Here is a 12,764-nt window from a genome sequence, read left to right as displayed (position 1 = left end):
GGGGTCAACCGAGAATACAAAAAGCCACTCGCAAGATGCGGGTGGCTTTTTATTGCTATCTAGTGAATGGCTTAGCTGATCATTTATTTTTCAAACTTATATCTACATCTATGTTACAAAGTTGGCATGATAGTTCTGGTTGAAATTCATGCTTATTGATAGTTTTAATTGGTATCTGTATGAGAACGATATGGGTTGTGTTAGCCTTAGAAAATTAATGTTCTTATATAGAGGTAATCATGGAGCAAGGATTAATCACATTTTTCGATGTTTCTCAATGTGGCTTTTATCGACAGAGGAAAGAGAAAGCTCAAGAATTAATAGAAGGATCTCTTGCCGATACGTTGTCACTGGTGACAAAGTGGTTAGAAGGACGAGAGGTAGAACAAACAATCCCGTGGGATGTAGAAACTCATCCATATCGTACCAAAGTATATTGTAAGTCTATGGAATATGATCCTGTAACGGGTGATTATCTATTTATTTTTTGGAAAAAGTTTGGCGAAGATGATGGGAATATTAATGGGGTTATTGGAGATTCAAAGGTCGGTGATGGAGTCACTGATTCACACATTGTAAAAGCCAGTGTTGGCGGTAAAAAATTAATATTGGGTCAGCCAATGTATTATTGGTTCATGCCTTCGCTTAATTTGCTTGCATCTATTAAGTTCCCTCACTCATTATCTGATACAGATGATGTCGTTAAATTTATAAAAAACTGCATTGATTTAAGAGTTAGCCATCCTAGGAAAAAGACTACAGAGAGCGCAATTCCAAATGTTAGGGCAGGCCGTGAAATAATTACTAAACATGTATCGTATACATCACGTGATGGTTCTTTTTCTTTGGTTTTTAAATTAAAGGCTGATATGAAAGAATTATCAATTGGAGATGCAACATTGGCTGAACTTGCTAAAAATATTTCACACCTTGTTGTTAGGGAGACCATTTCAACTACTAAAAAAGTAGAAAGAAATGTGGTTTTTGAAATGTGGGATAAAGTAACTGGAAATAATGAAAGGGTATCCAGAAGTAAGCAAGTTGAGATTATATCAGAAGAATCCCTTACTGTTTCTGAATTAAAGGGTATTCTGGAAACCTATGCTGAGGAACATGATCCTCGGAGTAAGTGGGACAATGTTGGGTTTAAAACGGATGGTAGAGATGCGCCGACAAAGTGGTTTGATCGATATGTTGAAAGGAAAAAAATTCTGATCAAGAAAAATGAAAAAATGAATGAAAGTTACTTTCCAGCTAAAGTAATTCTTGGTTCGCTGTTAAAAGAACGTAAGTCATTAATTAGTTTTACTGAGAAAAATAATGAAAATGTAGCTGATGAATACAAGGTAACTGTGGTGGCTTGATATGCTGAGAGTTTTCATTGCACAATTTATCTATTTAGTCGCGGGTATACTAGTCGCATACAGCTGTTTTGAGTATGTGTCATATTCAGATATATCATCAGTTATGTCAGTTCTTCAGAATATATCCGCTGCAATATTTACTATTGCAGGTATATGGATTGCTTATATTTACCCAGAGGCAATCACTTCATTTACTAATCCTTCAAAAGTTTCCTTGTTAAAAGGGACGGAAAGTACCAGAAGAATTGAATCATTAGTTATTATAATTTTCACTTCGGCATCAGTTCTTGTTTGTACTTTATTTTGCAGTCTTTTGTATGCGCTCTATTCAAATCATCCTTTTTTTGTGGGATATATACCTGAGATTAGATTTTTAAATGTTTGGTTGTTAGTCTTTTTATGTATAAATCAAATAAAGGCAATGTTATCCGTGATGGTAAATAACATTAAGTTTGTTGAGCGATTACATAGGCTAAAAACAGAAAAAGAAGTTGATGATGATTTATAAGCGCTGTTGGTTCGAATAGCGAAGCGTATTCGGACGATCGCGAACAGGTCGTGGCCGATAAGCAGGTGATATTCAGAGTTTCCTGTTGGCCTTGCCATGACTCGATGCTCGGCGGTATGCGGACGATTACGCTGCGCTAATCGACCCTACATTATGTGGCTTATTGTTACCTCCCCCCTCATCCCCAGCCCTTCTCCCGCAAGGGGAGAAGGGGGCAAATATGCTCCGCTGATTGTGCGTTGGCTCTGTGGTGCGGGTGAATATGAGTGGCTTGGAATTGGCACGGGCCATCCCCTCTCCCTCGGGAGAGGGCTAGGGTGAGGGGCTGCTATCTGTGTTGTCGTTTCGTTTTGAGCCTTTACCTCTCTCCACTTCCCGTACCGTCGAACGCCATATTGGTCGTGGCTCGTCGCCGATTCCCCCCTGAATTTTCTGCATTCCCCCTGACTTCACCCAGACTTCACACAACCTCATTTTCCCCTCACAAATCCCCCGTATCTTCTGCCCACTGCTTAAAAGGCCCGGCTTGCCACAGGGGTGGCGAGGGGGCGGTTGGTTCGAGGGAGCAAGATGATGAAAGGTTGGATGAAGTGCGGATTGGCCGGGGCCGTGGTGCTGATGGCGAGTTTCTGGGGCGGCAGCGTGCGGGCGGCGGGGATCTCCCTCAAGCAGGTAAGCGGCCCTGTCTATGTGGTGGAGGACAACTACTACGTCAAAGAGAACTCCATGGTCTATTTCGGGGCCAAGGGGGTGACGGTGGTGGGGGCGACCTGGACGCCGGATACTGCCCGCGAGCTGCACAAGCTCATTAAACGGGTCAGCAGCAAGCCGGTGCTGGAGGTGATCAACACCAACTACCACACCGATCGGGCGGGCGGTAACGCCTACTGGAAGTCCATCGGCGCCAAGGTGGTGGCGACGCGCCAGACCCGGGATCTGATGAAGAGCGACTGGGCCGAGATTGTCGCCTTTACCCGCAAGGGGCTGCCGGAGTATCCGGATCTGCCGCTGGTGCTGCCCAACGTGGTGCACGATGGTGACTTCACCCTGCAAGAGGGCAAGGTGCGCGCCTTCTACGCAGGCCCGGCCCATACGCCGGACGGCATCTTTGTCTACTTCCCCGACGAGCAGGTGCTCTATGGCAACTGCATCCTCAAGGAGAAGCTGGGCAACCTGAGCTTTGCCAATGTGAAGGAGTATCCGCAGACCATCGAGCGGCTGAAAGCAATGAAGCTGCCGATCAAGACGGTGATTGGCGGTCACGACTCACCGCTGCACGGCCCTGAGCTGATTGATCACTACGAGGCGCTGATCAAGGCGGCGCCGCAGAGCTGACCCGCGCTGTTTTTAACAATGCCGCAGCTTGTGGCAAGTGCAGCGCCGGTATGGAACGCTGCACACCCTCTATGCAAAAGGGCCCGTTACGGGCCCTTTTGCTATCAGATCAGCCACTGCCACCAGGTGAGGCCGATGCTCATCACCACGGCAAAGCCCACGATGGCGATCACCAGACCGATGCGCATCCACTCCGCGCTGGTGTGATAGCCCATCCCCATCAGCAGCGGGATGCGGGCGTGGGAGTAGGTGGCGAGGTTGCAGCCGACGTTGGTGATGGCGGCGATGCTGAAGATGGCGAGCTCGGCAGGTACGCCGACCGCCAGCAGGGCCCCGGCAATCACCGGCGCCAGTGCCACCACCTTGGCGGTGGCCGAGGCGAAAGCATAGGAGGTAAAGAGGTAGAGCCCCATCACCACCAGCAACATGGGAATGGTGCCGAGCCCGCCGAGGGTGCTGTGCATAAAGCCGGATAGTTCATCCCCCAGCCAGCCGGTAAAGCCGACCCGTTTCAGGTTGTCGGCCATCCCCATCAGCACGCTGAACCAGATCAGGGTATCGAAGGCGGCGCTGTTGCCCTTCACATCGTTCCAGTTCAGCACCCCGAGCAGCAGCAGGGCGGCCAGACCGAGAAAGGCGACCGTGGTGGCATCCAGCCCCAGATTGCTGCCGCCAACCCAGAGCACCACCAGACCGACAAAGACCCCGAGCAGGCTCTTCTCATGGCGGGAGAGGGGGCCCATTTTGGCCAGCTCCTCGCGGGCGAAGCGGGGGGCATCCGGCGTGTCGCGGGTCTCGGGGCGGATCACCATATAGAGCACCAGCGGCATGATCAGCAGCAGACCGATGGCGGGCGGCAGCAGGTAGAGCGCCCATTCGCGAAAGCCGACCGTCAGCCCGGCGACACTGGCGGCAATGCCGACCAGCGCCAGATTGCCGGCAAAGCCGGTGCTGAAGGCGACCGCCGAGGCGTCGTTCATGGCGCTGACGCTGGAGAGCAGGAACTGCCCCAGCTTGCGGTCATCCTTGTTGATGGTCTTGGCCAGCGAGTCGGCAATGGGGGCGACGATGGCGGCGCGAGCCGTGTTGCTCGGGGTGGCGGGGGCCAGAATAAAGTCGGCAACCGCCAGACAGTAGGCGGAGCGCAGGGTGGACTGGCCGAAGCGGCTGAGCAGCAGCAGGGCGATCCGCTTGCCAAGGCCGGTCTTGGCAAAGGCGCTGGCAATCATGAAGGCGATGACGATGAGCCAGATCAGCGGGTGGTTGAAATCGACCAGCGCCCCTTCGATGGCCGCCTTGGGGGTTGCTTCGCCGCCGGCATGGAGCACGGCGTAGAGCCCGAGGGAGAGAATGGCGATATAGCCGGTCGGCGCTATGTTGGTGACGATGACCAGAATGGTGGCGATAAACAGAATGGCGGTGTGGTAGGCCGCCGGTGCCAGTCCGGCCGGGGCTGGCAGCTGCCAGCAGACGATAGCCAGCAGCACGGTCACGAGTGCGGCGAGCTGGGCGAGAGTGAGTTTTTTCATAAGATTCCTGTCCGGAATGAGTGGGGAGGGAGCGATTGAGGCCGCTTCGGCCCTACTATAAGAGGGGTAATGGTGGATGCCAAATCCATCAATTACACCAAATGGGTATTCGATTAATTGCGGCTGTTTTTAACGGCGTCTTTGGCTTTGTGAGCTCGGGTTGATGAAGGGGGGTGAGTGAAGGAGTCGTTGCGACCTGGGGGGCTGGCGGGATTAAGGCTGTTCAAGGGGGCGGGGCTTTCATAAGATGGCCCTCTCTCTTTTCCCTGAAAGTTATCCATTTTCGTTATGCAATACGCCTCTCTCGCGCGCCTCAAGCAGGCCTTTATCACCGGGATGTGGGCCTCGCTGGTCAGCATCGTTATTGGCTTCGCCTTCAAGGTGTGGCTGGCGCAGTGGGTCGCCAAGGGAGAGCTGGCGCTGTTCAACAGCGTGGTGGATTTGATTTCCCTCTCCTTTATCCTGATGACAGGTTTTCGCTCTTCCATGGTGGTGAGTTACTCCCAGACCAAGAACGATCGGGACATCATCAATATCTTTCGCTACTTCCTCATCGGCATCGTGTTGCTCACCTGGGGGGCGGTGATCCCCTATATCAAGCACGGGCTCCATATCCGGGTGGAGTATCTGCAACTGGTGGGGGTCATCTTCGGGCTGGGGCTTAAGGTCTACTTCACCAATCTGGTGGCCATGTACCGGATGTATCAGCTCTCCAACCGGGTCACCTGGCTGGAGCCGCTGGCCAACGGTCTGCTGTTTATGGCCTGCTACTTTGGGCTCGGGATGGATGCGCTCGCTTCACTCTTCTACGGGCTGACCTTCTCGTCACTCGCCATCGCCGGTTATATGTATGTTTCGCGTCGTCGGGCCATCGCCACCAGGCCGCTGGCCAAGGTGGCGCTCGGCCCCGAGATGGTGAGCTATGTGAAGAAGAGCTTTACCGCCTCGCTGGAGGCGGGGGCCAGTATCCTGATGATCTACATCACTGTGCTGCTCACCATCCGCCACTTCAGCATCGACGAGCTGGGGGATTTTCAGGTGGTGGTGCGCCCCATCTTCACCTATATGACCACCTTGTTTGTCTTCCCCATCTACCGCTTTGTGCTGCCGGAGCTGGCGGTCAATCTGCGCAATGGCGATCACCGCCAGATCAGGATGATCCGCCGCTGGATCTTCCGCCTCTCCGCCATCGTCAGTCTGGCCTTCTTTGGCTTGATGCTTCTGGCGGGCAAGCCGCTGGTGCTGTTGTTCTTCCCCGCTGACTACGTGGGGGCGGTGCCGGTGCTGTTCCACTTCTCTATCTTCTTTATCTTTATGATGCTCAACGGCTATCAGCTCGCCTATATCAAGGCTCACGGCCACTTTACCCAGAGCCTGCTGATCCGGCTGGCAGGCATAGTGGCGCTGATTGCGGCCTACTATCTGGTGGCCGAATTCACCGCCAACGTGGTGGCGATTATCGTGGCGCTGGGGCTTGGCTATATGGTGATGTTTATTCTCTCGACCCTGGCGGAGCGGCAGATCTTGCGATCCCTGCCACTGGTGCTGGCGACCCATTAGGGTGTGACTCGCCAAGAGCTGGCCCCTGTCAGATAACAAAAAACGCCCGTGCGGGCGTTTTTTATTGGCGGCGCAGGGCAGGCTTAACGCTTGCCCTTGCCACCCTTGTTGCCAGCGAGGGCCTGCTTTCTGGCACGCTGCTTCTGGGCCGCCTTGCTATTGCGGCGCGGCTCGGGCTCGAAGCGGGTGAGATCCGGCTCAAAGCCGGGGAACCACTGCTGGGGCAAACGGGTGTCGAGTACCGCTTCCACCTTCTCCAGCAGCGGCGCATCTTCCGGGCTGAACAGGGTAATGGCGAGCCCCTTGTTGCCGGCACGGCCGGTGCGCCCGATACGGTGGACGTAATCCTCCGCCACAAACGGGAACTCGAGGTTAATCACATAGTTGAGATCCGTGATGTCGAGGCCGCGGGCCGCCACGTCGGTGGCAACCAGCGCCTGCAGGGTGCCGGCGCGAAACTCCAGCAGCACTTTTTCCCGCGCGCTTTGCGACAGATCGCCGTGGAAGGCCAGCGCATTGATGCCCGTCTTGCCAAGCTGCTGGGCCAGTTTGTCCGCCCCCTGACGGGTGCGGCTGAAGATAAGCGCCGGTGCCCACCTTTTCACTTTCAGCATGTGTTCGACCAGCGCCAGCTTGCGATCGCTGTCCACCGTGTAGACCCGCTGCTCCACCTCAGCCGCCGTGGTGTTGCGCGATGCCACTTCAATCAGCTCGGGGTCACGCAGCAGCACCTTGCAGAGGGCAAACAGGTTGTCGTCGCAGGTGGCGGAGAAGAGCAGGGTCTGGCGATCCGCCGGGAGCTGTTTTAGCAGCGCCTTGATCTCGTCCATAAAGCCCATGTCGAGCATGCGATCCGCCTCGTCAAACACCAGATGGCGCAGCTCCGCCAGACTCAGCGCCCCCTGCCGCAGATGGTCGAGCAGACGGCCCGGAGTGGCGATCAGCAGATCCACCCCGGCTTGAAGCGCCTCTATCTGAGCCGCTATGCTCACCCCGCCGTAGACTTGCGTGCTGGTGAGACCGGTGCCCTGGCCGTAGCGCGCCACGCTCTCGGCGACCTGCACCGCCAGCTCGCGGGTCGGCACCAGTACCAGTGCGCGGATTGGGCGGGGCTCTGCTTGTGGCTGCGCAAGCAACTGTTCCAGCAGCGGCAGCACAAAGGCGGCGGTCTTGCCGGTGCCGGTCTGTGCCCCCGCCATCAGATCCCGACCCGCCAGAATGACGGGGATGGCGCGAGCCTGAATGGGGGTCGGCGCGGCATAGCCCAGTTCGCTCAGGGTCTGCTGCAAGCGGGGGGAGAGGGCCAGTTTGGCAAAGGAGGCAGTGGACATAGGGGCACCAGTCGGGGTTATCGCGGCCTGCGGCCACGATACAATGAGTGATCGTGGCCGCGATGGTAACAGAAGCAGGGGGCGCGGCAGAAGGCGATGATGAGCAAGGGCGCATAGCTCCCGGTTTTGCATGCCGTGCATGGCGGTGGCGCAGGACCTCGTCGCCGCGCTCCTGTTTTACCGCGAGTCGGCAGTGCAAGGGACATCCGCCATGACTCTACTCCACAATCAGCACGCTCTCGCTGGCCAGATGGTGCAGCCACTCTCTGACGATCAGCAGCACGGCGGCAAAGTGCTCGTCGCGGGGCAGCAAGCTGGCGGCGAGGGGATCCCCTTCCGCCATGGCGGCCAGCTGGCCAAAGGCTTGCTCCACCAGATCCCGGTCGAGCTGGTTGTCCCCCAGCACTTCGGCCAGCGACGGCTGGCTGCGCAGGGTCAGCTGCAAGCCGGGCGGGATCTGCGGGGCGATGCGCATCAACTCATCTTCCACCACCATGATGGCCCGCTCCAGTTCGAGCGGGGTGGGTGGCGCGTGGCGAAACGGCCCGGGCTGGATGGCGTGGGTGCCAAAGGCCAGCGGGTAGTGTGACGGGGCCGCATCTGGCTGGCTCAGCCAGAGCTGGCTGCTCTGTTCACCAATCTCCAGCAGCAGGGTCATCATCTCCGGTACGGGTTGTGTCATGGTGCTGAGCTCCTGTATTGTAAACGTTTTCCCATTCTGCCTTTGATACCCCCGCCGCCGACGTTTGGCGAGCACAATTTCTGCGAGTCGTCCCTCACTTTGTTGCAAACCCCTTGCAAAAAAATCCATTGGTGGCAGTCTGGATGTCTAAATGGCTGTTTCCGTTTCGTTATCCTCAGATGATTCAGGAGTTCAGATATGGATATTCGTACCGCTCCCCGCGCCATTGCGCTCGCCCTCATGCTGGCAAGCGGCATCGCCGCCGCCAACGAAGCGCTGGTGATCCAGACCGATTTCGGCCTCAAAGATGGCGCCGTATCGGCCATGAAGGGGGTTGCCTTCGGGGTGGATCGCACCCTGCCGCTCTATGACCTGACCCACGAGATCCCGGCTTACAACATCTGGGAAGCCTCCTACCGCCTCTACCAGACCCTGCAGTATTGGCCCAAGGGCACAGTGTTTGTCAGCGTGGTTGATCCCGGTGTCGGCACCGAGCGCAAGTCAGTAGTACTCAAGACCAGGAGCGGCCACTACATCGTGACCCCGGACAACGGCACCCTGACCCTGGTGGCCGAGCACTTCGGCATCGAGGCGGTGCGCCAGATCGACGAGAAACTCAACCGCCTCAAGGGTTCCGAGAAGTCCTACACCTTCCACGGCCGCGATGTGTATGCCTATACCGGCGCACGGCTAGCCTCCGGCGCCATCAGCTACGAGCAGGTGGGCCCGCTGCTGCCCGCCGAGGTAGTGAAGATCCCCTATCAGCCTGCGGTAGCAGAGAAAGATGGCACCCTCAAGGGCACCATCCCGATCCTCGATGTGCAGTACGGCAACGTCTGGACCAATATCGACGATGCCTTGCTGACCAAGGCGGGGATCAACAAGGGGGATAACGCCTGCATCAAGATCCGTGAAGGGGATGTGGTCAAATATGACGGCAAGGCCCCTTACGTCAGCAGCTTCGGTGATGTGCCGGAAGGTCAGCCGCTGGTCTACCTCAACAGTCTGCTGCAGGTGTCGGTGGCGCTGAACATGGACAGCTTCGCTGCCAAGCATCAGGTGCAATCCGGTGCCAACTGGCATATCAGCCTGAAGAAGTGCTCCTGACCCGCACATATATAAGTAGAGATAGAAACAGCAACGGGCGCCTCGGCGCCCGTTTTGTTCTCTGGTCATAAAGAAAGGGATCAGAACTCGTTGGAGAGCGCCTTGTACCCTTTGACCAGATCGATATTGGTGTGGGCCACGTCTTCGGAGAACTCGGCGGCATCTACCGAAACCCGCGGGATATGGGTCAGATCGCTCTGCTGGTTGATACGGGTGGTGGAGGGGACGTAGAACTCCGGCGGCAGATCGCAGCCATCGATCACCGAGTTGTGACGCACCACGGCACCGTCACCGATATGGCAGTTGAACAGCACGCTGTTGAAGCCGATAAAGACCCGGTTCCCCACTTCGCACGGCCCGTGGACTATGCTGCGGTGGGCGATGGAGGTGTACTCGCCGATGGTGACGGCGGCGCCGGATTTGGAGTGGATCACCACCCCGTCCTGGATATTGGAGTTGGCGCCGATGACGATGGGTTCCATATCTCCACTCTCATCCACCTCGTCGGCACGGATCACCGCATAGGGGCCGACAAAGACATTCTCTTTGATGATCACCTTGCCGCAGATGATGGCGGTCTTGTCGATATAGGCGGATTCGTCGATGACAGGCAGATGGCCGGAGGGATTCTTGCGGATCATGTTACATCCTGTGGTTGCTTGAAATGATGCGGTGGCGCACCCGGCGCCAGGATGCCAGCTTACGCCTCGTTATTATCCGGTGAAACCCCGAAGTGGTCTGACCCTTGTCGCAAGCCTTGGCGGGAGCACTGTTTCCGCGCGCTGGAATATGGGAGCATTGCAGCCATTCCCGAGTTGGTTGAAATGGATATATATAGATGAAGAAGATGATTGCCCTGCTGGCGGGTGGTTTGTTGCTCTCCTCGGCCGCACAGGCCAAAGGGGAGGCGGGGGAGTTTGATTATTACGCCATGGCGCTCTCCTGGTCGCCCGAGCACTGCGCCGTCAAACCGGCGGATCGGGACCAGTGTTCCCGCAAGCTGGGGTTCGTGCTGCACGGTCTCTGGCCTCAGTACGATCGCGGTTATCCCAGCAGTTGCACCCGCGAACGGCTCGATCCCGATATGGAGAGCGAGTTTGCCGACCTTTACCCCAGCCGTTTCCTCTATCGCCATGAGTGGGAGAAGCACGGTACCTGCTCCGGTCTGAGCCAGCAGGCCTTCCATCAGCTGGCTAGCGATCTGCGCCAGAAGGTGAAGATCCCGGTGGCCTATCAATCCCCGGAAGCGCCGCTGCGCAAGAGCACCTTCCAGCTCAAGGCCGATCTGGCGAGCGCCAACCAGTGGCTGGCGCCCGACAACATCACGGTGGCTTGCGCCGATGGTGGCCGCTTCCTGCGGGAGATCTACATCTGCGTCAATAAAGAGGGGACGGATGCGGTCACCTGCTCCGCCGAAATGCAAAAGCGTGAGCGTCGCTCCTGTGGTCAGCCGGACTTCCTGCTGCGCAGCGTGCGTTAAGCCTTCACTCTCTCCATCAGGCCCCTTGCGGGCCTGATGTTTAACCACAGCTATCGGAAAGGAGTCTGAAAGATGGATGGCAACAACCGGTTTGGCCCGCAAGAGCGGGCAATGCTGCTCGGGGTGAAAGGAGTGGGGCCGACGGTTATCGAGCGGATCGAACAGCTTGGCTACCATACCCTGGCCGGATTGGCCGAGGCCGACACCACCCATATTGTCCAGCGGGTAGCCAGCATGCTGGGCTCGACCTGTTGGCAGAACAGCCCGCAGGCGCGCAGTGCCATCGACGGCGCCATTGCGCTGGCCCGTGCACATCTGGTCGCCGATACGACAAGTGGGATGAATGGATGAGCTTCTTTAGCGAACTGGGGATGCGTTATCCCATCATTCAGGCACCGATGGCCGGTGTGCAGGGCTGCGAGCTGGCGCTGGCCGTGACCCGTGCGGGCGGCTTGGGCTCCTTGCCTGCCGCCATGCTCACGCCAGCGGAGCTGCGCAGCGAACTGGAGCGTCTTGCCCAAAGTGGTCTTGGGCCATTTAACATCAACTTCTTCTGCCATCGGCAACGGGAACCGGATCCCGTTGTACTGGCCCGCTGGCAGCAGTGCCTTGCTCCCTACTATGCCGAGTTCGGCGTACAGCCCCCAGCTGTTACGACGGCGCCAAGCCGTGCACCTTTCAATGGGGAACATGCCGCCATGGTGGCTGAGTTCAGACCGGCGGTGGTCAGCTTTCACTTCGGCCTGCCCGCGCCCGAGTTGCTTGTCCAAGTGAAGGCGGCGGGGGCCAAGGTCTTGGCCAGCGCCACCACGGTGGCGGAGGCCGTATGGCTTGCCCAGCACGGTGCCGACGCCATCATCGCTCAGGGATTGGAGGCGGGCGGCCATCGCGGTCATTTCCTCTCCGATGATCTCGCCTTGCAGCAGAGCACCTTGACCCTGCTGGCGCAGATCCTCGCGGTGACCGATCTGCCGGTGATTGCCGCTGGCGGTATCGTCGATGACAAGGGGATCGCCAACGCGTTGGCAATGGGGGCGAGCGCCGTGCAGATGGGCACTGCTTTTCTCTGCTGCCATGAAGCGACCACCTCGGCGTTGCATCGCGCCGCCATCCATTCACCAGAGGGCCAGCAGACGGCACTGACCAATCTGTTCAGTGGACGTCCGGCGCGGGGGATCGTCAACCGTCTTATGAAAGAGCTGGGCCCGCTCTCGGATCTTGCCCCTCACTTCCCCTATGCCAGTGGCGCACTGGCCCCGCTGCTCGTCGCCGCCGAGAAGGCGGGGGATAGTGGCTTCTCTCCGCTCTGGGCTGGGCAGGATGTATCGGGCTGCCGGGATCTTCCCGCTGGTGAGCTGATGGCGTGCTGGGTCAAAGAGGCTGGATTGGGATAAGCGCTTCTATATATTCCTCATAGGCCTTCTTATATAGAAGATGTCGAGGGCGCTGCGCGTTAGACGCGACAGTGCGGCAATGGTGGATGAGTGCCAGGCCAGTACCCTTGTAAGCCATTTATCCGGTGTAAAACGTCCTCACTTCACCCTTGGTTGTGGATAAGTCTGTATAAAGGCTGTGTGTTAATATGAATAACCAAGAAATTGCACTTTTTTGCAATTTTATTGCGGTAAAGCCTTGTCAATGTGAGCTGGATCTCTATAATGCGCCACATCGACAGGGCAAGCGGCAACGCAAACAGCCGAGTCGATAACCTCGAAAAGCCTTTGAAAATAAGGCTTGACTCGAGAAGGCGGTTGAGTAGAATTCCACTCCCGCAGCAACACTCTGTTGCATCGCTCTTTAACAATTTGAATCAAGCAATCTGTGTGGGCACTCACAGCATCGAACATCAAAAACAATTTTTGATTTTC

13 protein-coding genes are annotated in these 12,764 nt (G+C 56.7%); 8 read left to right on the top strand and 5 right to left on the bottom strand.

Annotation, left to right across the window (positions count from 1 at the left end):
- Positions 1–239 precede the first annotated feature (239 nt).
- From G5380_RS15430 to G5380_RS15420, 3 genes are all read left to right on the top strand, one after another.
- The gene (locus G5380_RS15430) at positions 240–1,364 is read left to right on the top strand and encodes a hypothetical protein (RefSeq protein ID WP_268016642.1); all 1,125 of its coding nucleotides are present in this window, start codon (positions 240–242) and stop codon (positions 1,362–1,364) included.
- Between the two features lies 1 nt (position 1,365).
- Complete coding sequence (locus G5380_RS15425) at positions 1,366–1,872, top strand: hypothetical protein (protein ID WP_268016643.1); 507 nt, start codon at positions 1,366–1,368, stop codon at positions 1,870–1,872.
- 570 nt (positions 1,873–2,442) lie between these two features.
- Positions 2,443–3,207, top strand: coding sequence for a CphA family subclass B2 metallo-beta-lactamase (locus G5380_RS15420; protein WP_202005948.1), 765 nt, complete (start codon positions 2,443–2,445; stop codon positions 3,205–3,207).
- A 104-nt stretch (positions 3,208–3,311) separates the two neighbouring features.
- Here G5380_RS15420 and G5380_RS15415 read toward each other — a convergent pair whose 3' ends face one another.
- Complete coding sequence (locus tag G5380_RS15415; RefSeq protein WP_124241738.1) at positions 3,312–4,736, bottom strand: DASS family sodium-coupled anion symporter; 1,425 nt, start codon at positions 4,734–4,736, stop codon at positions 3,312–3,314.
- 288 nt (positions 4,737–5,024) lie between these two features.
- Here G5380_RS15415 and G5380_RS15410 point away from each other — a divergent pair, with 288 nt between their 5' ends.
- Positions 5,025–6,296, top strand: a complete 1,272-nt coding sequence (locus tag G5380_RS15410; protein WP_421209683.1) for a hypothetical protein — start codon at positions 5,025–5,027, stop codon at positions 6,294–6,296.
- An 83-nt stretch (positions 6,297–6,379) separates the two neighbouring features.
- On the opposite strand, the gene G5380_RS15405 is transcribed toward G5380_RS15410, so the two are convergent.
- Together G5380_RS15405 and G5380_RS15400 are read right to left on the bottom strand one after the other, a co-directional pair.
- Entirely contained in the window at positions 6,380–7,627 is a 1,248-nt protein-coding gene (locus tag G5380_RS15405; protein WP_421209685.1) for a DEAD/DEAH box helicase, read from the bottom strand.
- Positions 7,628–7,844: 217 nt separating this feature from the next.
- Positions 7,845–8,309: a hypothetical protein gene (locus G5380_RS15400; protein WP_021229493.1), complete on the bottom strand. Its 465-nt coding sequence runs from the start codon at positions 8,307–8,309 to the stop codon at positions 7,845–7,847.
- 198 nt (positions 8,310–8,507) lie between these two features.
- Here G5380_RS15400 and G5380_RS15395 point away from each other — a divergent pair, with 198 nt between their 5' ends.
- Positions 8,508–9,416: an SAM hydrolase/SAM-dependent halogenase family protein gene (locus G5380_RS15395; protein WP_019446189.1), complete on the top strand. Its 909-nt coding sequence runs from the start codon at positions 8,508–8,510 to the stop codon at positions 9,414–9,416.
- 80 nt (positions 9,417–9,496) lie between these two features.
- Here G5380_RS15395 and G5380_RS15390 read toward each other — a convergent pair whose 3' ends face one another.
- Complete coding sequence (locus G5380_RS15390) at positions 9,497–10,057, bottom strand: carbonate dehydratase (RefSeq protein ID WP_005335471.1); 561 nt, start codon at positions 10,055–10,057, stop codon at positions 9,497–9,499.
- Between the two features lie 197 nt (positions 10,058–10,254).
- Between G5380_RS15390 and G5380_RS15385 the strand changes: the two genes are divergently transcribed.
- The 3 genes from G5380_RS15385 (at position 10,255) to G5380_RS15375 (ending at position 12,290) form a co-directional block, all read left to right on the top strand.
- A complete protein-coding gene (locus tag G5380_RS15385) occupies positions 10,255–10,896 on the top strand; it encodes a ribonuclease T2 family protein (protein WP_158112849.1) in 642 nt (213 codons plus the stop codon).
- Between the two features lie 72 nt (positions 10,897–10,968).
- The gene (locus tag G5380_RS15380) at positions 10,969–11,247 is read left to right on the top strand and encodes a helix-hairpin-helix domain-containing protein (RefSeq protein ID WP_158112850.1); all 279 of its coding nucleotides are present in this window, start codon (positions 10,969–10,971) and stop codon (positions 11,245–11,247) included.
- Positions 11,244–12,290 (top strand): NAD(P)H-dependent flavin oxidoreductase, encoded by a 1,047-nt coding sequence (locus G5380_RS15375; RefSeq protein WP_421352877.1) that lies wholly within the window; start codon positions 11,244–11,246, stop codon positions 12,288–12,290. The genes G5380_RS15380 and G5380_RS15375 overlap by 4 nt, the downstream gene beginning before the upstream one ends.
- 222 nt (positions 12,291–12,512) lie before the next feature.
- On the opposite strand, the gene G5380_RS15370 is transcribed toward G5380_RS15375, so the two are convergent.
- Positions 12,513–12,764 (bottom strand): hypothetical protein (locus G5380_RS15370; RefSeq protein ID WP_421209689.1); only part of this gene is annotated, 252 nt, incomplete at its 5' end.

The sequence above is a fragment of the Aeromonas sp. 604443 genome (assembly GCF_049170315.1).
Taxonomy (GTDB): Bacteria; Pseudomonadota; Gammaproteobacteria; order Enterobacterales; family Aeromonadaceae; genus Aeromonas; species Aeromonas veronii_A.
Note: the sequence above shows the minus strand (reverse complement) of the source record. Positions and strands in the feature narration are given on the sequence as shown.